Origin of the sequence: Buchnera aphidicola (Protaphis terricola), from assembly GCF_964059145.1 — a bacterium.
Lineage (GTDB): Bacteria > Pseudomonadota > Gammaproteobacteria > Enterobacterales > Enterobacteriaceae > Buchnera > Buchnera aphidicola_BP.
Window position 1 is genome coordinate 475,533 of record NZ_OZ060405.1, and the last position, 21,259, is coordinate 496,791.

19 protein-coding genes, 1 tRNA gene and 1 pseudogene are annotated in these 21,259 nt (G+C 21.5%); 12 read left to right on the plus strand and 9 right to left on the minus strand.

The window, feature by feature from the left end:
* The gene (recD, locus tag AB4W67_RS02235; protein WP_367682804.1) at window positions 1–1,809 is read left to right on the plus strand and encodes an exodeoxyribonuclease V subunit alpha; all 1,809 of its coding nucleotides are present in this window, start codon (window positions 1–3) and stop codon (window positions 1,807–1,809) included.
* Window positions 1,810–1,984: 175 nt separating this feature from the next.
* Here the strand turns inward: recD and AB4W67_RS02240 are convergent.
* A tRNA-Met gene (locus AB4W67_RS02240) sits at window positions 1,985–2,061 on the minus strand.
* 403 nt (window positions 2,062–2,464) lie between these two features.
* Between AB4W67_RS02240 and ribE the strand changes: the two genes are divergently transcribed.
* The 5 genes and pseudogenes from ribE to nusB all read left to right on the plus strand — a co-directional run bounded on the left by ribE (window position 2,465) and on the right by nusB (window position 5,477).
* On the plus strand, window positions 2,465–2,935 hold the full coding sequence (ribE, locus tag AB4W67_RS02245) for a 6,7-dimethyl-8-ribityllumazine synthase (RefSeq protein ID WP_367682417.1): 471 nt from the start codon (window positions 2,465–2,467) through the stop codon (window positions 2,933–2,935).
* A 10-nt stretch (window positions 2,936–2,945) separates the two neighbouring features.
* Window positions 2,946–3,476 carry a thiamine-phosphate kinase gene (thiL, locus tag AB4W67_RS02250; RefSeq protein ID WP_367682418.1) on the plus strand — a complete coding sequence of 177 codons (531 nt, stop codon included), beginning with the start codon at window positions 2,946–2,948 and terminating at the stop codon, window positions 3,474–3,476.
* 119 nt (window positions 3,477–3,595) lie between these two features.
* On the plus strand, window positions 3,596–3,916 hold the full coding sequence (locus AB4W67_RS02255) for a hypothetical protein (protein WP_367682805.1): 321 nt from the start codon (window positions 3,596–3,598) through the stop codon (window positions 3,914–3,916).
* 31 nt (window positions 3,917–3,947) lie between these two features.
* Window positions 3,948–5,030: pseudogene (gene ribD, locus AB4W67_RS02260) on the plus strand (bifunctional diaminohydroxyphosphoribosylaminopyrimidine deaminase/5-amino-6-(5-phosphoribosylamino)uracil reductase RibD).
* A gap of 33 nt (window positions 5,031–5,063) precedes the next feature.
* Window positions 5,064–5,477: a transcription antitermination factor NusB gene (gene nusB / locus AB4W67_RS02265; RefSeq protein WP_367682806.1), complete on the plus strand. Its 414-nt coding sequence runs from the start codon at window positions 5,064–5,066 to the stop codon at window positions 5,475–5,477.
* A gap of 12 nt (window positions 5,478–5,489) precedes the next feature.
* Here the strand turns inward: nusB and dxs are convergent, their stop codons facing one another.
* The 3 genes from dxs to AB4W67_RS02280 all read right to left on the minus strand — a co-directional run bounded on the left by dxs (window position 5,490) and on the right by AB4W67_RS02280 (window position 9,399).
* Complete coding sequence (gene dxs / locus AB4W67_RS02270; RefSeq protein WP_367682419.1) at window positions 5,490–7,250, minus strand: 1-deoxy-D-xylulose-5-phosphate synthase; 1,761 nt, start codon at window positions 7,248–7,250, stop codon at window positions 5,490–5,492.
* A 13-nt stretch (window positions 7,251–7,263) separates the two neighbouring features.
* Window positions 7,264–8,160, minus strand: coding sequence for a polyprenyl synthetase family protein (locus AB4W67_RS02275; RefSeq protein ID WP_367682420.1), 897 nt, complete (start codon window positions 8,158–8,160; stop codon window positions 7,264–7,266).
* Between the two features lie 63 nt (window positions 8,161–8,223).
* Complete coding sequence (locus AB4W67_RS02280) at window positions 8,224–9,399, minus strand: MFS transporter (RefSeq protein WP_367682421.1); 1,176 nt, start codon at window positions 9,397–9,399, stop codon at window positions 8,224–8,226.
* Between the two features lie 40 nt (window positions 9,400–9,439).
* On the opposite strand from AB4W67_RS02280, the gene AB4W67_RS02285 reads away from it, so the two are divergent.
* Window positions 9,440–9,787 carry a TusE/DsrC/DsvC family sulfur relay protein gene (locus tag AB4W67_RS02285; protein WP_367682422.1) on the plus strand — a complete coding sequence of 116 codons (348 nt, stop codon included), beginning with the start codon at window positions 9,440–9,442 and terminating at the stop codon, window positions 9,785–9,787.
* Between the two features lie 5 nt (window positions 9,788–9,792).
* Here the strand turns inward: AB4W67_RS02285 and cyoE are convergent, their stop codons facing one another.
* The 5 genes from cyoE to cyoA form a co-directional block, all read right to left on the minus strand.
* Complete coding sequence (gene cyoE, locus AB4W67_RS02290) at window positions 9,793–10,647, minus strand: heme o synthase (protein WP_367682423.1); 855 nt, start codon at window positions 10,645–10,647, stop codon at window positions 9,793–9,795.
* Window positions 10,648–10,659: 12 nt separating this feature from the next.
* A complete protein-coding gene (cyoD, locus tag AB4W67_RS02295) occupies window positions 10,660–10,989 on the minus strand; it encodes a cytochrome o ubiquinol oxidase subunit IV (RefSeq protein WP_367682424.1) in 330 nt (109 codons plus the stop codon).
* A complete protein-coding gene (gene cyoC / locus AB4W67_RS02300) occupies window positions 10,989–11,603 on the minus strand; it encodes a cytochrome o ubiquinol oxidase subunit III (RefSeq protein ID WP_367682425.1) in 615 nt (204 codons plus the stop codon). Before cyoC ends, cyoD begins: the two co-directional genes overlap by 1 nt.
* Window positions 11,600–13,579 (minus strand): cytochrome o ubiquinol oxidase subunit I, encoded by a 1,980-nt coding sequence (gene cyoB / locus AB4W67_RS02305; RefSeq protein WP_367682426.1) that lies wholly within the window; start codon window positions 13,577–13,579, stop codon window positions 11,600–11,602. The genes cyoC and cyoB overlap by 4 nt, the downstream gene beginning before the upstream one ends.
* Window positions 13,580–13,646: 67 nt before the next feature.
* A complete protein-coding gene (gene cyoA, locus AB4W67_RS02310) occupies window positions 13,647–14,486 on the minus strand; it encodes a ubiquinol oxidase subunit II (protein WP_367682427.1) in 840 nt (279 codons plus the stop codon).
* 267 nt (window positions 14,487–14,753) lie between these two features.
* Here cyoA and AB4W67_RS02315 point away from each other — a divergent pair, with 267 nt between their 5' ends.
* From AB4W67_RS02315 to lon, 5 genes are all read left to right on the plus strand, one after another.
* Window positions 14,754–15,068: a BolA/IbaG family iron-sulfur metabolism protein gene (locus AB4W67_RS02315; RefSeq protein ID WP_367682428.1), complete on the plus strand. Its 315-nt coding sequence runs from the start codon at window positions 14,754–14,756 to the stop codon at window positions 15,066–15,068.
* A gap of 266 nt (window positions 15,069–15,334) precedes the next feature.
* On the plus strand, window positions 15,335–16,642 hold the full coding sequence (tig, locus tag AB4W67_RS02320) for a trigger factor (protein WP_367682429.1): 1,308 nt from the start codon (window positions 15,335–15,337) through the stop codon (window positions 16,640–16,642).
* Window positions 16,643–16,774: 132 nt separating this feature from the next.
* Window positions 16,775–17,368, plus strand: a complete 594-nt coding sequence (gene clpP / locus AB4W67_RS02325) for an ATP-dependent Clp endopeptidase proteolytic subunit ClpP (RefSeq protein ID WP_367682430.1) — start codon at window positions 16,775–16,777, stop codon at window positions 17,366–17,368.
* A 91-nt stretch (window positions 17,369–17,459) separates the two neighbouring features.
* Window positions 17,460–18,737, plus strand: a complete 1,278-nt coding sequence (clpX, locus tag AB4W67_RS02330; protein WP_367682431.1) for an ATP-dependent Clp protease ATP-binding subunit ClpX — start codon at window positions 17,460–17,462, stop codon at window positions 18,735–18,737.
* A gap of 156 nt (window positions 18,738–18,893) precedes the next feature.
* Window positions 18,894–21,227, plus strand: coding sequence for an endopeptidase La (lon, locus tag AB4W67_RS02335; protein ID WP_367682432.1), 2,334 nt, complete (start codon window positions 18,894–18,896; stop codon window positions 21,225–21,227).
* Window positions 21,228–21,259 lie beyond the last annotated feature (32 nt).

Here is a 21,259-nt window from a genome sequence, read left to right on the forward strand (position 1 = left end):
ATTAAAATATTTAGAAAAAAAAAAATTATTCATTCAATAGATTTATACTTTTCACAATTTATATCAAAAAAAAATTATATTATTATGCTAGTAGCGGCATGTGTTAGTTTTGAAAGTAATAATGGTCATATTTTTTTACCTATTGAATATTTTAAAAAAAATAATTTTTTTTCAATTAATAATAAAAAAATTATTAAAAAAATATTACTAATTTTAAATAATAAAAAAATTAACTGGTTGTTAGAATTAAAAAATCATTCTTCTATCGGAAATGGAAATATTATTACTCCTTTAGTATTAGATAAAGAAAAAATATATCTTTATAAGATATGGAAAGCTGAAAAAAATATTTTCAAATATTTAAATAAAAAAACATATTTTAGTGAAATCGAAATTATAAAAGCTAGTCAAGCATTAAAAAATTTATTTCCAAATAAAGAAGAATATTATCCTCAAAAAATTGCTATAGCATTAACTTTAATAAATGATATAGTATTTATTTTAGGTGGTCCAGGAACAGGAAAAACCACTATCATAATTAAAATTCTTCTTATATTAATCCAATACAAAAAAAAAAATATTAAAATACAATTATCAGCACCAACGGGAAAAGCTACATCACGTTTAATAGAAATATTAAATAATAATCAAATATTTTATATGAATGATGTTGATCTAGAAAAAAATAATATATTTATATTGAATCCAATTACTTTACATCAATTACTAGGTATTTCAAAAACATCTAATAAGATATTTTTTAATAAAAATAACCCTTTAAATATAGATATATTAATTATTGATGAAGTATCTATGATAGATATTTTAATGATGGATAATATATTTTCTTCTGTAAAAAAAAATACAAAAATTATTTTTATCGGAGATTATAATCAATTATCTCCTATAGGAATAGGCTCTATTTTAAAAAATATTTATAATTATTCATATTTTGGATATAGTTCAAAAACTATTTCTATTTTAGAAAAAATTATACAATGTTCTAATTTAAATATTAAAATAAATAAAAATAATAATATTTTAATTAGTGATAAAATATATATCCTAAGAAAAAATTATAGATTTAAAAAAACCTCAGGAATTTATATTTTATCAAATGAAATTTTTAAAAATAATCAAAAAATCTTAAATAAATTATTTAATAATTTAATAGATAATGTATTTTTTTATGAAATAAATAATACAATTCAATATATTAATATGATAAATAAAATTATCTTTTATAATGAAGAATATTGGAATAGTATTGAAAAAAAAGATGATATAAAAAAAATAATTAAAATATTTCAAAAAAATCAAATACTTTGCGTTATTAAAAATGGTTTATTTGGAATAAATAATATCAATAATATTTTAGAACAATTTATGCATACAAAAAATATTATTAAAAAATATTTTTATATAAAAAAACAAATATGGTATATCGGAAAGCCTATTATAATAACAAAAAATAATAAATATTTAAATTTATCTAATGGTGATATAGGAATAACTAATTTAAATAATAATAAAAAATTACAAGTATGTTTTTTAAAAAATAATAATAAAGTGAAATGTATACCCATTGAATTATTAGAAAATTATAATACTGCTTGGTGTATTACAGTCCATAAATCACAAGGCTCTGAATTTAATCATACTATATTAATTCTTCCTAATAAAAACTTAGAAATATTAAATCAAGAAACCTTATATACTGCCATTACAAGATCGAAAAAAAAAATAACTATTTTTTCAAATAAAAAAATATTAATAGCATCAATTAATAAAAATAAAAATTTTTATTAATATTTTTAAATACCATTCAAAATTCTTAATTTCATTTAAATAATTCATAATGAACATAAAATTCATAAAAAAATATTATTTATTAAAAATTTTATAATATGAATATAAAAAATTATCGATCATTAAGAATTAATGTGTTAATAAATTTGAAGTGAATTTTAATGAATTTGATATTTGGTTGCGGGGGCTGGATTTGAACCAACGACCTTCGGGTTATGAGCCCGACGAGCTACCAGACTGCTCCACCCCGCTTCTTTTAGTTTATAAAGAATACATCTTTAATAAAAAAAATGCAACCTTTTTTTAAATATATTCTTAAAAATATATTATTATAAAAAATTCGCTTTATTTAATATAATTAATTTTAACTTTTTTAAAATTAATATAAGATACAAATATAAAAACAATATTTAATATTATACTTATTTTTTTAATTTTATGTAATAATAATACTTCCTAAAAAATATAAAATATATATAATAATCATTTTAAAAAAATTTAACTATAAAAAATAAATATTAAGAATTAAATAGTCTAATAAATAATATTTCTTTATAAAAATTTTAAAAAATTATATATTAAAAAATAGAATTTTATTTTATAGATGAATAAATACTTACAATCAACTTTATGTGTAATAAAATAATTAAAAAATATGAATATTATTCAATCAGAAATTATAAATAAAAAAGCATCTATTGCAATAATTATTTCTAGATTTAATCAATTTATTAATAATCATTTACTATCTGGAGCATTAGATACATTAATTCGCATTGGTCAAATAAAAGAAGACAGAATTTTTCAAATATACGTTCCTGGTATATATGAAATACCTATAGTAGCAAACTATATTGCAAAAAATAAAAAATACCAAGCAATTATTGCAATAGGCACAGTAATTAAAGGAAAAACAGATCATTTTAAATATATTTCAAGTAATACTTATCAAAATCTTTCAAAAATAAGCATAAAATATTCTATTCCGATAACATTAGGAATATTGACAACAAATAATTTAAAAGAATCTATTGAAAGATCTGGTTTAAAAATGGGTAATAAAGGTTCTGAAGCAGCATTAGCTGCATTAGAAATGATCAATATTATGGAAAAAATAAAAAAATAAATATTTAGTCATGAAATATACAGAATTTGAAATAATCTCTAAATTTTTTAATAAAAATCAAAAATTAGATCAAAATATTATACAAGGCATCGGAGATGATAGTGCATTAATTAAAATACCTAAAAATAATATTCTTGTCACTAGTACTGATACTTTAATAGAAGGTGTTCATTTTTTTAAAAATATACATCCTAAAAACTTAGCATATAAAGCAGTTGCTGTAAATCTTAGTGATTTAGCTGCTATGGGAGCACTCCCTAAATGGATAACAATATCTATTACTATTCCAATATCTAATACACAATGGCTAAAATATTTTAGTAATGGTTTATTTAAAACTTTAAATAAATATAAAATTATACTAATAGGTGGAGATACTAATTCTGGACCTTTAAGTATTACAATAAATATTTATGGATTAATTAAAGGGAAAAAAGCACTTTTAAGAAAAAATGCTAAAAATGGAGATTTAATATATGTTACAGGATATTTAGGAGAAAGTGCAGCAGGATTATATTTACTTAAAAAAAAAACTATTTAACAAATATAAAAATACGTCAATATTTAATTTATAAGCACTTACATCCAATCCCACGAATTTGTGAAGGTATAGCAATAAAAAATTTTGCTAATTCAGCAATAGATATATCAGATGGATTAATTTCTGATTTAGGGCATATATTAAATAAAAGTCATTGCGGAGCAAATATAAATTTAAATCAATTACCTATTTCTAAAAATTTAATAAATAATTTTAAAAAAACTGATTATCTAAATTGGGCGTTATGCTGTGGAGAAGATTATGAATTATGTTTTACAATTTCTAAAAAAAATATTAACAAATTAAAACTAGCAATGAAAAAAAAATTAATTAAATGTAAGCATATTGGATATATAACTTCAAAAAAAAATGGTTTTAATTTGTTCTTAAATAATAAAAAAATAAACTTTAAAAAGTCAGGTTTTAATCATTTTAATTAAAAAATAAAAAAATATGAAAAATATATTTTATATGGAACGAGCAATAAAACTTAGTAAATTAGGGGAATTTACAACAACACCCAATCCTAATGTAGGATGTGTTATTGTTAATCAAAATAATATTGTTGGAGAAGGATGGCATAAAAAATATGGATCTAACCATGCTGAAATAAATGCATTAGAAATGGCAGGAAGCAAATCAAAAGGAGCAACTGCATATATTACATTAGAACCATGTAATCATTTTGGGAAAACTCCTCCATGCTGTGATGCATTAATAAAATCTGGAATTATTCATGTTGTAATATCAAATCTAGATCCTAATCCACATATATCTGGAAAAGGAGTTGAACAACTTAGAAAAAATGGTATTTCTGTAGAAATAGGTTTATTATCAAAAAAATCTAAACAATATAATCGAGGTTTTTTTAAACGTATGAAAACTGGTATACCATGAATACAATTAAAATTAGCTATGTCAATAGATGGTAGAACAGCATTAAAAAATGGTGAAAGTAAATGGATCACTTCAAAAAAAGCTCGACAAGATGTACAAATATTTCGAGCAAAAAGTTCTGGAATACTAAGTACTAGTAAAAGTATTTTAATTGATAATTCAAAATTAACTGTTCGTATAAATGAATTTAGTCAAAAAATATTATCTAAATTTCCAAAAAAAGATTTTAGACATCCCATAAGAATAATTATAGATAGTAAAAATAGAATAAAAAAAACACATCAAATAATGAATACAAAAGAAAAAATTTTTTTACTTCGATTAAAACCAGATCAAGAAATTTGGCCAAAAAACATTAAACAAGTAATAATTGAACCATATAAAAATAATATTAATATTATATCTATGTTTAAATTTTTAGGAGATATAGAAATGAATAATATATGGATAGAAGCTGGTAGTAATTTATCTGGAATATTACTAAAAATGAAATTAATTGACGAGATTATTATATATATAGCACCTAAAATATTAGGACATGAAGCAAAACCATTATTTAAATTTCAAAATAATAATAAATTAATCGAATGCATTCAATATAAATTTTTAGATTTCAAAAAAATAGGAAAAGATATAAGATTAAAATTATCAACTTAAAAATATAAATAACTAGAGAAAACTTTAAATATGATAAATCCAAATTTTCGAAGAAAAGCTCGTATTTGCGCATTACAAATGCTATATTGCTGGGAAATTTCAAAAGATAATATAAAAGATAATATAATTCAATTTTTAAAAGAAAAAAATAAAAGAAATATTGATTTAGAATATTTTTATGATTTAATTACTGAAATTCCCTATCATTGTAATAATATAGATAAATTAATGGAACCATATTTATCCCGTTCACTTAAAGAATTAGGTCAAGTAGAAAAAGCTATTCTTAGAATTTCATTTTATGAATTACATAAAAGAAAAGATATACCTTATAAAGTATCTATTAATGAAGGTATTGAATTAGCTAAATTATTTGGATCAGAAGATAGCCATAAATTTATTAATGGAGTGTTAGATAAAGCTGCATGTAAAATAATACATAAATAATACATTTAAATACTAAATATCTGAAATCCAAGAAAAAATTTTTTTTTTGATCCCAACTGCATCTAATTCATATTCATGTTTAATTTCTTGCTGATTACCTTGAAAAATAAATTCATCTGGTAATCCGATATTTAATACTGGGATTAAAATTTTTTTTAACATAATAAACTCATTTATAAAACTACCTGCTCCACCTGAAATTATTCCTTCTTCAATAGTTACTAAAAATTTACATTCAGTAGATAACTTTAAAATAATATTTGTATCTAAGGGTTTAACAAATCGCATATCAACTAATGTAGCATTTAACTCATTTGCTGCTAATAAAGCATCTTCTAATAAAGTTCCAAAATTTAAAATAGCTATTTTAGAACCTATTCTTTTTGTAACAGATTTACCTAAAGGAAGTATATGCATCGGCATAAGAGGAGTGCCAGTTCCTATTCCCTTAGGATATCTAACGACAGATGGACCTTTGTTATTCATATAACCAGTATATAACATTTGCCTACATTCATCTTCATTACTTGGAGTCATAATAATAATTCCAGGAATACATCTTAAATAAGATAAATCAAAAAGACCTTGATGTGTAGGTCCATCATGACCAACTATTCCACCTCTATCAATAGCAAATAATACTGGTAACTTTTGAAGTGCAACATCATGTATAATTTGATCATATGCACGCTGTAAAAAAGTAGAATAAATTGAAACAACTGGTTTATATCCAGCGACAGCTAAACCTGCTGCAAAAGTTACTGCATGTTGTTCAGAAATAGCAACGTCAAAATATCGATTAGGAAATAAACGAGAAAAATTTAACATACCTGAACCTTCACACATAGCAGGTGTAATAGCTATTAACTTTTCATCAATTTTTGCCATTTCGCAAAGCCAAGATCCAAATACTTCTGAATAAGTTAAAATCTTAGTAGAAGATGTAAAGTTATATTTTGAAAATGAATGCCATTTAATAGGATTAAATTCTGCAGGAAAATATCCTTTACCTTTTTTTGTAATTAAATGTAGTAAGCAAGTGCTTTTTTTATTTTTTATATTTTTTAAAATCTGAATTAAATTAATAACATTATGCCCATCAAATGGTCCAAAATATTTTAAAGATAAATTCTCAAAAAATGAATTTTTTAAAATATTTTTATATTTAAAATTTCTTAATATTTTTAAGTGTTTATTTAAACCACCTGTATTTTTTGAAATTGACATTCCGTTATCATTTAAAATAATTAATAAGTCAGATTGAACTTCTCCTGAATGATTTATAGCTTCAAATGCCATTCCAGCAGTAATTGCTCCATCACCTACCACACAAACAGTTTTTCTATTTTTTCCTTCTTTTTGAGCTGCTATTGATAAGCCAAGACCTGCACTGATTGAAGTAGAAGAATGACCTACACCAAATATATCATATTTACTTTCTTCTCGAAATGGAAATGGATGTAATCCATTTTTTTTTCTAATAGTAATTATTTTTTCAGATCTTCCAGTTAATATTTTATGTGGATAAGACTGATGCCCTACATCCCATAATAAATTATCAAATGGAGTATCATAAACATAATGCAAGGCTACTGTTATTTCAATCACACCTAATCCAGATGCACAATGTCCTTCAGTAAAAAAAATTATATCTAATAAATACTTTCTTAATTCTATACATAATTGTGGTAATTGTGAAATATCTAAACATCGTAATTTTTTTACTGAATTAGCCAAGGATAAAATTGGATATTTTTTAATATCAAAATTCATTAGAAACTCATGATTAAATTGACATAGAAGATTTAATGATTAAATTAGTTAAAAACTCTAATTTATTAATAACAAAACATTTTTTTTCTAAAATTTTTAAAATAGATAATGCTTTTTTATATAAAGTTTGTATTTTTTTTTGAGACTCCTTAATTCCAATTAAACTAGGATGAATATTTTGTATTTTGCTATTTTTATTTTTTAATTTTTTAATATCATTTTTAAAATCGAAAATATCATCTTGAATTTGAAAAGCTAAACCAATAAAAATAGAAAAACGATCTAATAATAATTGAATTTTTTTAGAAAAAATAGGAGAAGATAAATATGATAACCGAACAGAAGATCTAATTAAAAATGCAGTTTTATATAAATTAATTTTTTCTAATTCAGATATATCTAACGAATTTTTATTATTTTTTTTTAAATCTAATGTTTGACCAAGACACATTCCAGATGATCCAATAGCATTAGATAATTCAGAAATAAGTTTTAAACGTGTTTTATTAGATACACCTGGCATATTATAGGTAGATAAAATATTAAAGGCTAAACTTTGTAATGCATCACCAGCAAGAATAGCAAAACTTTCTCCATATTTTATATGACAAGAAAAACGACCTCTACGATAATTATCATTATCAATAGATGGTAAATCATCATGAATTAAAGAATAAGCATGTATTAACTCAACACTTATAGAAATTGCATCAAGTGTAATAATATTAGTTTTGAATATTTCTCCAATAGTATAAATTAAATATGAACGTAACCTTTTTCCTCCTACTAAAGTTGCATATTTCATTGCTTTTATTAAAATTGAATGCTGAAAAGGTAAATTATTTAAAGTATCATATAATTTTTTATTAATACGATTTTGATAACTATTATAAAAATTTAAAAAATTCACATTTATATGCCTAAAAACAAAAAAATTATTAATATAAATTTTTTTAATTATACTATAAAAATATTATTTTTTACAAAAATAATTAAATATAAACCATAAAAAAATTAAACATAATTCAAAAATAAAAATATATAAAATATCTAAGAAAGTACATAACCAACCATTTATAATACCTCCTAAAGATATTCCTAAATATTGACTTGTAGAATAAATACTCATAATACTACCTTTATAACTATTAGTAGATATTTCTTTGCTTAAATAAGAAGGTAAAATTACTTCTAATATATTAAAAGCAATAAAAAATATTTGTAAAGATAATATTAAATAAAATAAATTTTTATTCAAAAATAATAAAATTAAAGAGGATAAAAAAATAAATAAAATACATATTTCAATAATATTTTTAAAATATGAAGAAAATTTAATATAAAATAATATAAAATATAAAACAAAAAAAGAAAATATTATTGTAATTAAGTAAATAATCCAATGATAATTAATCATTAAACCATTAATTTCTAATTCGTGAGGTATAATTAAAAAATGCATTGTTAATAAAAAATGCAAACAAAATATACTAAAATAAAACCTACAAAATTTCATATTTAAAAAATATATAATATTTTTAAAACAAAAAAATTGTATTTTTTTTTGACATCGATTAATTTTAGATTTTGGAATAATAAAAAAAATAATTAATATACAAATCACTGAAAATATACTAGAAAACCAAAAAATAAAAGAAAAACTAAACTTCTTAATAATAAAAGCACCAAAAACAATTGAGATTAAAAAAGAAAAAGCAAAACTTGCACCAATAGCAGAAATAGATTTAGTACGATTTTCTTTTCTTACAAAATCAGATAATAAAGCCATAGAAACACCAGAAATAGCTCCAGAACCTTGAACTCCTCTTCCAATAATCAATCCCCAAATAGAATTAGAATTTGCAGCTATTATACTGCCGATGAAAAAAATAAAAAGACCAAATATAATGATTTGTTTTCGATTAAATTTATCAGATAAAATTCCAAATGGAATTTGAAATATCATTTGAGTAATAGCATATATACTTGCAGATAATCCAACTAAAAATTTATTTCCATAATTTAAATTTAATCCATATTTACTTAATATTGGAAGAATAGAAAAAACACCTAACATACGTAATAAAAAAACAATACATAAACCTAGTGTTACTTGTAATTCTAAAAAATTCATTTTATAATTTTTCATATTCAACTCAATACTTTATAAGATTTATTTATTAAAAGTTATGTTATTAATAAAAAGTAATAAGAAATATATAAATTATCAAGAAATAAAAAAAGATTCAGAAGGATATTTAAATAACTATAAAGATTGGAATATCCAATTAGCAAAAGAAATTGCATTAAAAGAAAAAATTCAATTAACAAATAAACACTGGAAAATTGTATTTTTTATAAGGAAATTTTATTTAAAATACAATATTACACCTTCAATGCGACTATTAATTAAAGGTTTTGAAAAAGAAACAAATAAAAAAATTTGTAGTATTGATTTATTTATACTATTTCCTAAAGGTCCAGCAAAACAAGCTAGTAAAATAGCCGGAATACCGAAACCTTCAAAATGTTTATAAAAATATTAAAATTTAGAGTTAATGCAAATAAAAATATTAAATAATACAATTATTAAGATAGAAAAATAAAAAATTTTTTTAGAAAATTTATAGTAGTTATTTGATTTTATATTTAAATATGATAAATATAGCCAATAAAAATTAAAAATAGAAATAAAAAAAATAAAAATATAATTAAAATTTATAAACAACATTAAAAAAAAACTAAAAAATATATAAAGTATTATATAATAAAAAATATGTTTTTTTGTTTTTTTTACTCCTTTTAATATAGGAAATAAAGGTAAATTCGCATTTTTATAATCTTCTAAATACATAAGAGAAATAGCATAAAAATGAGACATTTGCCAAAACACTAAAATAATAAATAATAAAAAACAAACTATATCAATAGTATTATGAATTGCAGTATAACCAATTAAAGATGGAAGAGATCCAGAAAAACTTCCGAAAAATGTAGAATATATAGATTTTCTTTTTAAAAAAATTGTATAAAGACAAACATAGATAATAAATCCAATTATTGATAATAACATAGATAAAAAATTTACTAATATACCTAAAATAAAAATTCCTACAATTCCTAAAAAAAAACCTAAAATGTATACATATATAGGTTTAATTAACTTTTTTACTAATACTCTATTTCTTGTTCTACACATCCTTGCATCTATTTCTCTATCAATTAAATTATTAAAAATACAGCTAGATGCAATAACTAAAGAAGTCCCTAAAATAGTATATAAAAATAAAAAGAAATTAAAAAAATCACCTAAAAAACAAAAAAAACCACCGATTAATAAAATAATATTTCCAATAATAATACGAGGTTTAATAATTTCTAAATAATATTTAAACATATAAAATAACTTTTATTTTATTAAAACATGATGATTTAAATTAAACATAATCCATATCGAACCAAAAACAACAATAAAAATAATAACTAAAACAAAAAGTAAAGATATCAAGTACCAAAAATTTTTTTTAATATTATTTAAATGTAAAAAACAAATGAAATGTACAATAATCTGAAAAATAGCACAAAATATAATTGTAAAACGATGAATAAAATAAGAAAAATATCCATTTTTAGTAATTATAAATGGAATTATAGTCAATAATATAGATAAAAAAAAACCACATACATAATATTTTACTTTTTTATTTAAATTACATTTCAACTTAAAATATTTATGCATTAAATTACTCCGTTTAAATAAATAAAAGTAAAAATACAAACCCATATAATATCTAAAAAATGCCAAAATAAACTAAAACATAATAATCGAGTTTGAATAGTCTTTGTTAAACCTAATTTAAAAATTTGGCAAATAATTGAAAATATTAAAATCAAACCAAAAAAAATATGTAAACCATGAGTTCCAATAATTGTAAAAAAAATAGAAAAAAAAGCATGTTTATTAGGAAGATAATTTTCTATAAATAAATTATGAAATTCATTAATTTCTATAATGATAAATATTACACCTAAAAAAAAAGTTAATATAGAATAAAAATATATCATTTTAATATTTTTTTTATATTGTTCTACAGTTAACATAGAACATGTCAATGAACTTAATAGTAAAATAAATGTTTCAAAAAAAACAGATGATAAATTAAAAATTTTATGATTAATAAAATTAATTGGTAAATTATTAAAAATAACTGTATATACAGCAAACAAAATAGCAAAAATAATACAATCACTCATTAAATATATCCACAAACCAAATAATTTATTATTTTGTATATTTTCACTGTGGTTTTTAAAAGAAGAATCTAATATGTTGTTTTTTAGTTTAATTATCATTTTAAACCTTCTTGTTTAATATTTAAAAAATGTTTATCCTCAATTATCTTAATTTCTTTTTTAGAAATAATATAATCATAATTTTCATTAAAACTTTTAATAAAAAGACTAATAATAATCATTAATATAGATAATATACATAACCAAACAATATACCATACTGCAGAAAAACCAAATACTAAAGATAATAAACCAATAAAAAATCCTAACCCTGTATTTTTTGGCATATGAATATCATTATAACTAATATTTTTTATATATTTTTTTTGTTTTTTCGTTTCCCAAAAATCATCTTTATTTTTAATATGAGGTATAATAGCAAAATTATAAAAAGGAGCAGGAGAAGAAACAGACCATTCTAAAGTCCTTCCATCCCATGGATCACCAGTTGTATCTAAATTGTTATGACGATTTTTTATTGAAACATAAAATTGAATTATTTGGCATATAATTCCTATACCAATACAAATAGCACCAATAGCAGCAATAGATAATAAAAAATGAAACTCTATATCAATATTCTGACTTAAACGACGAGTCATTCCCATAAAACCTAAAAAATATAAAGGTATAAAAGCAGTAAAAAAACCTACAATCCAAAACCAAAAAGCACGTTTACCCCAAGTTTCATTTAAAATGAAACCAAATAATTTTGGAAACCAATAATTAATTCCTGCAAAACAACCAAAAACAACACCACCAATTATTACATTATGAAAATGAGCAACTAAAAATAAACTATTATGTAAAATAAAATCAGCTGGTGGTATAGATAATAATACACCAGTCATTCCACCAATAGAAAAAGTTAATAAAAATCCAATAGTCCATAGTATTGAAGAATGAAAATGAATACGACCTTGATACATAGTAAATAACCAATTAAAAATTTTTACTCCAGTAGGAATAGCTATAATCATGGTAGTAATTCCAAAAAAGGAATTAACATTTGCTCCTGCACCCATAGTAAAAAAATGATGTAACCAAACAATAAAAGATAAAATAGTAATAGCTAGTGTTGCCCATATTAATGAAGTATATCCAAATAAACGCTTTTTTGAAAAAGTAGCTACTATTTCAGAAAAAATACCAAATACTGGAAGTATTAAAATATATACTTCTGGATGCCCCCATATCCATATTAAATTAATATACATCATGGCATTTCCACCAAGATCGTTAGTAAAAAAATGAAAATTAAAATAACGATCTAATGTTAATAAAAAAATAGTAATAGTTAATACAGGAAATGAAATGACAATTAATATATTCGCACATAAAGATGCCCATGTGAATACAGGCATCTTAAATAAATTCATACCAGGAGCTCGCATTTTTAAAATAGTTACTAGAAAATTGATACCTGTTAAAGTAGTTCCAACTCCAGAAATTTGAAGGCTCCAAATCCAATAATCTACTCCTACGCCAGGGCTATATTTTATTTCGGATAAAGGCGGATAAGCTAACCATCCAGTTTGAGCAAATTCTCCTACCCCTAAAGAAATTGTCAATAGTACTACACTACTAACATTTAACCAAAAACTTAAACTATTTAGAAAAGGAAAAGCTACATCTCGTGCACCAATTTGCAATGGAATTACTAAATTCATTAATCCAATTACAAGAGGCATAGCGACAAAAAAAATCATAATTACACCATGCGCTGTAAATATTTGATCATAATGATGAGCTGGTAAAAATCCTTGATTTCCAGATGAAGCAAAGACTTGTTGAGCACGCATTAATAAAGCATCAGCGAAACCTCTAAATAACATAATAAAAGCTAATATTCCATACATAATAGCTATTTTTTTGTGATCTACAGTAGTAAACCATTCTGACCATAAATATTTCCATTTTTTATAATAAGTGATACCTGAAATTAAAAATAACCCGATTAATATAATAAAAAAATATGTAATCATTATAATAGGTTCATTATAAGGTATAGCGCTTAATGTTAACTTGCCAAACATTATCTTTATATCTCCAATAAATATTAAAGAATTATGATATAATATATTAAATATTTATTTAAAAAAACTAATGTAATATTTTATTAAAAATTTTTTCATTAACATCAGAAAAATATTCTACATAATGATTCTCATTAGGCAAAAATACTTTATTAAACATTGTAATTGTATTTATCTTCTTTGGTGATTTTTTTACTTTTTCAATCCAATCAATAAATATTTTTTTATTTCTTACTGATATAACAGTAAATTTCATATTAGAAAAACCTCTTCCACTATAATTAGAAGATATTCCTTTATATTTTCCAATATCATTAGAAATTAAATTTAATTTTGTTATCATTCCAGGCATAGCATATACTTGACTACCAAGAGATGGAATAAAAAAAGAATTCATAACAGAATTTGAAGTAATATGGAATACTACTGGTCTATTTACAGGAAAAACAATTTCATTAATACTTGCTATTCGATAATCTGGATAAACAAACAACCATCTCCAATCTAATGCAATAACATCAATTCTTATAGGTTTATATTTAGAAATGATTTTTTTTCTAGGATCTAATTGATGACAATAATTCCATGTTAAAAATGCTAAAAAAGAAATAATCAAAATAGGCACAAACCATACTATTATTTCAATAATTTTAGATTCTGACCAATTTGGCTTATAAATTTGTCCTATATTAGAAGATCGATATTTAAATGAAAAATATATTGTCATAAAAATTACAGGAATAACAACAATTAACATCATAATAAAAGATATTAAAATCAAAGAAGATTCTTGTTTTGCAATAGCTCCATGAGAAGTTAAAAAAACACTATTACATCCGTTTAGCATAAAAGTAGTTATAACTAATAATAATATCTTAAAAAATTTATTAAAATTTATATATATCATTTCAAAACTCCAATATTTTTTAAATTGTATTTATATATGCAGTTTATTTATATCAAAAAACTAATAATCTTGGAAATAATTGAATTATTTTTTAAAAATTGATAAAATTTAAAATGAAAATATGTATTTTTTTTATTTTATCTAATATTGATATAATAAAATTTAAAAATATTTTAAAAAATTTAATTTTAATATAAATTAAATAAAAAATTTATATTATTTTTTGGATATGAAATGATAATTTTAATTAGGATGTAAATTAATTTTATGTATTTAGAAAAAATAAGAAAATATTTAATATCTCAAATAAATATTTTTTACATTAAAATATTAAATAATAGTAAATATCACAATTATAATAATAAAAATTTTATTACACATTTAAAAATAATTATTATTAGTGATGATTTTATTAATAAAACTACGATTAATAGACACCGCTTAATTTTTAAAAAATTAATTGAAATATGTAATAAACAAATTTATTCAATTACATTATTCACTTATACTATATACGAATGGGAATATAAAAAACATAAAAAAATAAATTTTTTAAAATGCTTTAATAATCATAATACTTGATTATAAAAAGTATTGTTTTTTAATAAAACAATTTATTTTTTAAGACAATTGTTTTTGATAAAAAATTATCTAAATACCATAAATTAAATTTCTTACAATCTTTTAAATTATTCTAATAAAATATTAAAAAATTTTTAATCTTAAAAAAATTTAAAATATTTTGATCAATATAATTCATCTAAAAATTTTTATAAAAAATTAAAATATTTTTATATGAAATAGATATCTAAAAAATTAATCGATAATAATTAATTTAAGGTAATAAGATGAAATTTTTTCTGGAAAAAAATAAAGATGAAAGCTATCGCGTTACAATTAATATTCCAAAAATAATAATAGATAATGTTCTTATCCAAGAATTTTATAAAATCAATCAAAAAACAAATATTAATGGTTTTAGAAAAGGAAAAGCGCCTATAAAAATAATACAACAAAAATATGGAGATAGTGTTTATTATGATGTATTTAATAAACTTATGAAACAATTTTTTTATAAATTTATTGAAAAAGAAAAAATTAATATTATTGGATTTCCAAAATATCATATTAGCCAAAATTTTATCGATACAACAAAAAATAATTCAAACTTTCAATATTTTGTAACATATGAAGTCTATCCTGATATTAAAATTAAAAATTTGAATTTAATTCAAGTAGAAAGAATGATTGTAAATATTAATGATGAAGATATAAAAACAAAAATTATTCAAAAAAAGAATGAAGTAATTACTTGGTATCAAGTTAATCGAGCTATTAAAATTAATGATCGAGTAACAATTAATTGCTCAATTTATAAAAATAATAAAAAAATAGAAAAATTTGATATAACAAATATGAAGTTTATTGTATCTAAAAATAATTTATTATCTGAATTAAATCATAAAATAATAAACCATTATACAAATGATATTATTTTTTTTAACATATTTTTTTCTTCTTTCCATCCGGAAAAAGATCTAAATCAAAAAAATATAACATTTAAAATTAAAATTATAAAAATTGAAGAAAAACAAGTAGATCAAAAAAAAGAAAAACTTTTTTCAAATAAATTTATTGAATTAAATTTTCAATCTATAAAAACAAAAATAATTAAAGATGTAGAAAAATTTACATATAATAATTTAAAAAATAATATTATAAAAAAATTAATTGAAGAAAACCCAATTGCAATACCTAAAAAATTATTACAAGAAGAAGTAAAAAAATTACATGATCAATCTATACAAGAATATAAAAAAGTAAAAAATATTTTAGATAAGAAATATCAAATTGACTTTAAAAAACAAGCTAAAAAAATATTAACTATTAAGTTAATTTTTGAAAAAATTATTAAAGATAATAATATTACGTTAGATAATAAAAGAGTAGAAAAAACAATTCAAAATATTTCCAAAAAATACAATAAACCATCAGATATTATTAATATGTACAAAAAAAATAAAATATTTAGAAATGCAATAAAAGATTTAGAATTAGAAAAACAAGTATTAGATTTTCTAATAAAAAATATCAAAATTATAAAAAAATATTATAATTTTAACGAATTTTTAAATTATAACTTAAATTTAATATAAAAATTTTTAGAAAACTTTAATTTTAAAAAAAATACTTTATATTTTTTCTAATGAATCAATAAAACTATAAAATTATAAAAATCTTTAACATTTCTTTTTTAAATTTAACTTTTATTAAGAGAATATTATACAATGTCTAATTCAATATTGATTCCAATGGTTATTGAACAACATGCAAGAGGAGAACGATCATATGATATATATTCAAGATTATTAAAAGAACGTATTATTTTCATGAGTGGAACTATTGAAGATAAAATGGCTAATAATATTATTGCTCAAATGCTTTTTTTAGAATCTGAAAATCCAGAAAAAGATATATTTTTATATATTAATTCACCAGGCGGTGTTATTACATCAGGTATGTCTATTTATGATACTATGCAATTTATATCTCCAGATATTAGAACAATTTGTATAGGACAAGCATGTTCTATGGCTGCTTTTTTATTAGCATCTGGAGCTAAGGGAAAAAGATCTTCTTTATCAAATTCAAGAATTATGATTCATCAACCATTAGGTGGAGTTCAAGGACAAGCTTCAGATATTGAAATTCATGCAAAAGAAATTATTAAAATGAAAAAGAAAATAAATACATTATTTTCTTTACATACTGGTCAAACTGTAAAAAAAATTAATAAAGATACAGAAAGAGATTGTTTTTTATCTGCAAATGAATCAATCCAATATGGTTTAATTGATTTAATTTTAACTAATCGAAAATAAAATATTTTAAAAAATATTCTATTTTAAGTTAAAGATAAAATAGAATCTATTTACTCAAAAAATCAATAAATATTAAAAAAAGGTTAAAAATATGACAGATAAGAGTAAAGATGATTCTAAAACATTACTTAATTGTTCCTTTTGTGGGAAAAATCAAAAAGAAGTTCAAAAATTAATTGCTGGTCCAGAAGTTTATATATGTAATGAATGTATAAAATTATGTAATAATATTATTAATGAAACAAAAAAATCAGAAGATATTCAAAATACTGAATTGAAAAATTTACCTAAACCATATGAAATAAAAAAATATCTTGATACTTATGTTATTGGTCAAGATCATACAAAAAAAGTTTTATCTGTAGCTGTATATAATCATTATCAAAGAATTCGAAATATTGATAAAAATTCAGATTCTACTAAAATTGGAAAAAGCAATATATTACTTATTGGACCTACTGGAAGTGGAAAAACTTTATTAGCAGAAACATTAGCTAAACTACTAAATGTTCCATTTAGTATTGCAGATGCAACTACATTAACTGAAGCAGGATATGTAGGAGAAGATGTAGAAAATATAATACAAAAATTACTACAAAAATGTAAATATAATATTAAACAAGCAGAATTAGGGATTATATATATAGATGAAATTGATAAAATTTCAAGAAAATCTGATAATCCCTCCATTACTAGAGATGTATCAGGAGAAGGAGTTCAACAAGCATTACTAAAATTAATAGAAGGTACTTTAGCATCTATTCCACCTCAAGGTGGGAGAAAACATCCACAACAAGAATTTTTACAAATTAATACTTCTAATATTTTATTTATATGTGCTGGTGCATTTTCAGAATTACCTAATATTATTTCAAAAAGAATAAATATAAGAACAGAAATTGGTTTTAATGCTCAATTAAATAAAGAAAGTAAAAAAAAATCAGATGAAAATTTATTAAAACAAGTTGAATCAAAAGATTTAATAAAATTTGGATTAATTCCAGAATTTATTGGACGTTTACCTATAATTACAATAGTTAATGAATTAACAGAAAGCGCGCTTTCAAGAATATTATATAAACCTAAAAATGCTCTAATTAAACAATATCAAAAACTATTTTATTTAGAAAAAGTAAAATTAGAATTTGATAAAAAAGCCATTAAAGCTATTGCAAAAAAAGCTATTTTAAAAAAAACAGGAGCAAGAGGATTAAGATCTATTCTTGAGAAAATTTTATTAAATACTATGTATGAATTACCATCAATGAAAAATGTAAAAAAAGTATTAATTACTGAATCAGTTATTTATTTAAAATCACCACCTAAAATAATATATGAAAATAATAAATCAAAAAAAGCATCTAAATAGAAAAATTAACTAAAAATTTTTTTTAAAATGATAAATATCAAATATAAAGCAAAAACCATTCTAATATAAATTAGATCAATCATAAATATAACTGTATATTTTTTATCTTGCAGTTTTCAAATTTATATAGCGGAAATTCAACTAAGAGAGAGCTCTATGAATTCTGAGCGTTCTGAACGCATTAAAATTCCCGTTTTACCATTAAGAGATGTTGTAGTATATCCTAACATGGTTATTCCATTATTTGTAGGTCGAAAAAAATCAATTAAATGTATCGAAACATCTATGAATAATGATAAAAAAATTATGTTAATTGCGCAAAAAGAAGCATCAAAAGATGAACCAAATATAAATGATTTATTTAATGTAGGAACTATTAGTTCAATTTTACAAATGTTAAAGCTTCCAGATGGTACTGTAAAAGTACTAGTTGAAGGTTTACAACGCGCCTATATTAAAAATTTAATTAATAATGGAGAACATTATATTGCTGAAATAGAATTAATTAATACTGATAATACTTTAAATAAAGAACAAAAAGTATTAATTAGAACAACAATTAATCAATTTGAATCATATATTCAACTTAATAAAAAAATACCAACAGAAATATTAAATACTCTCAATAATATAAAAAATTCTGAAAAATTAGCTAATACAATTGCAGCACATATGCCATTAAAATTAGCTGATAAACAATCGATACTTGAAATCAATGATATAAATAAAAAATTAGAATTTTTAATGGTAATGATGGAATCAGAAATAGATTTATTACAAATAGAAAAAAGAATTAGAAATCGTGTTAAAAAACAAATGGAAAAAAGCCAAAGAGAATATTATTTAAATGAGCAAATAAAAGCTATTCAAAAAGAACTAGGCGATATGGATGAAACACCTGATGAAAATAAAATGTTACAACGTAAAATTAAATCTTTAAAAATGCCTAAAGAAGCTAAAGAAAAAACAGAATCAGAATTACAAAAATTAAAAATGATGTCACCAATGTCTGCAGAAGCAACAGTAGTAAGAAGTTATATTGATTGGATGATACAAGTTCCATGGAATGCAAAAACAAAAATTAAAAAAGACATTAAAACAGCAAAAAAAATTCTTGATATTGATCACTTTGGATTAGAAAAAGTTAAAGAAAGAATATTAGAATACTTAGCAGTACAAAGCAGGACAAACAAAGTTAAAGGTCCTATTTTATGTTTAATTGGGCCACCTGGAGTAGGTAAAACATCACTAGGAAAATCTATTGCAAAGTCAACAGGTAGAAAATATGTAAGAATGTCATTAGGAGGCATTAGAGATGAAGCAGAAATTAGAGGTCATCGTCGAACATATATAGGATCAATGCCTGGAAAGTTAATTCAAAAAATGATTAAAGCAAAAGTAAAAAATCCATTATTTTTATTAGACGAAATTGATAAAATGTTTTTTGACGTTAGAGCTGATCCAGCATCTGCGTTATTAGAAGTGCTTGATCCAGAGCAAAATGTTAATTTTAATGATCATTATTTAGAAGTAGATTATGATCTTTCTAACGTTATGTTTGTAGCAACTTCAAATTCTATGAATATACCTTATCCACTGCTTGATAGAATGGAAATTATTCGTTTATCTGGATATACAGAAAATGAAAAATTAAATATAGCTAAACGTTATTTGTATCCTAAACAACTTGAACGAAATTCTTTAAAATTAACAGAACTTAAGATCACTGATTGTGCTATTATGCATATTATTCACTACTATACAAGAGAAGCCGGAGTTCGTAGTTTAGAACGTGAAATATCTAAAATATGTAGAAAAGTAGTTAAAAAATTAATTTTAAATAAATCTTTAAAACATATTGAAGTAAATAAAAATAATATAAATAATTTCTTAGGTGTAAAAAGATTTGATTATGGTAGAACAAATCATTTAAATCAAATTGGACAAGTAATAGGATTAGCTTGGACAGAAGTTGGTGGGGAATTATTAACAATTGAAACTGCATGTGTTTCAGGTAAAGGAAAACTTACTTATACTGGTTCTTTAGGTGAAGTTATGCAGGAATCTATTCAAGCAGCATTAACAGTAGTACGTTCTCAAGCAAATAAACTAGGAATTGAAAAAGATTTTTATGAAAAACATGATATTCATGTTCATGTTCCAGAAGGTGCTACTCCAAAAGACGGACCTAGCGCAGGAATTGCAATGTGTACTGCTATAGTTTCCTCTTTAACTAAAAATCCTGTGAAATCTAATGTTGCTATGACTGGTGAAATTACATTACAAGGAAAAATATTAACTATTGGAGGATTAAAAGAAAAACTTCTTGCAGCACATCGAGGAGGTATAAAAGTAGTTTTAATACCATATGAAAATAAACGTCATTTAGAAGAAATCCCAAAAAATATTCTTTTTGGATTAAAAATATACCCAGTAAAACATATCAAAGAAGTTTTAAAATTAGCACTAGAAAAAACACCATATATATAAATATACAATATATTTATATAATAAATTAGGCT

Bases quoted from the DNA above. Each gene is read 5' to 3' on its own strand.
- ribE (WP_367682417.1), top strand. From the start codon at position 2,465: ATGAATATTATTCAATCAGAAATTATAAATAAAAAAGCATCTATTGCA.
- thiL (WP_367682418.1), top strand. From the start codon at position 2,946: ATGAAATATACAGAATTTGAAATAATCTCTAAATTTTTTAATAAAAAT.
- dxs (WP_367682419.1), bottom strand. From the start codon at position 7,250: ATGAATTTTGATATTAAAAAATATCCAATTTTATCCTTGGCTAATTCA.
- AB4W67_RS02280 (WP_367682421.1), bottom strand. From the start codon at position 9,399: ATGAAAAATTATAAAATGAATTTTTTAGAATTACAAGTAACACTAGGT.
- AB4W67_RS02285 (WP_367682422.1), top strand. From the start codon at position 9,440: ATGTTATTAATAAAAAGTAATAAGAAATATATAAATTATCAAGAAATA.
- cyoE (WP_367682423.1), bottom strand. From the start codon at position 10,647: ATGTTTAAATATTATTTAGAAATTATTAAACCTCGTATTATTATTGGA.
- cyoD (WP_367682424.1), bottom strand. From the start codon at position 10,989: ATGCATAAATATTTTAAGTTGAAATGTAATTTAAATAAAAAAGTAAAA.
- cyoC (WP_367682425.1), bottom strand. From the start codon at position 11,603: ATGATAATTAAACTAAAAAACAACATATTAGATTCTTCTTTTAAAAAC.
- cyoB (WP_367682426.1), bottom strand. From the start codon at position 13,579: ATGTTTGGCAAGTTAACATTAAGCGCTATACCTTATAATGAACCTATT.
- cyoA (WP_367682427.1), bottom strand. From the start codon at position 14,486: ATGATATATATAAATTTTAATAAATTTTTTAAGATATTATTATTAGTT.
- AB4W67_RS02315 (WP_367682428.1), top strand. From the start codon at position 14,754: ATGTATTTAGAAAAAATAAGAAAATATTTAATATCTCAAATAAATATT.
- tig (WP_367682429.1), top strand. From the start codon at position 15,335: ATGAAATTTTTTCTGGAAAAAAATAAAGATGAAAGCTATCGCGTTACA.
- clpP (WP_367682430.1), top strand. From the start codon at position 16,775: ATGTCTAATTCAATATTGATTCCAATGGTTATTGAACAACATGCAAGA.
- clpX (WP_367682431.1), top strand. From the start codon at position 17,460: ATGACAGATAAGAGTAAAGATGATTCTAAAACATTACTTAATTGTTCC.
- lon (WP_367682432.1), top strand. From the start codon at position 18,894: ATGAATTCTGAGCGTTCTGAACGCATTAAAATTCCCGTTTTACCATTA.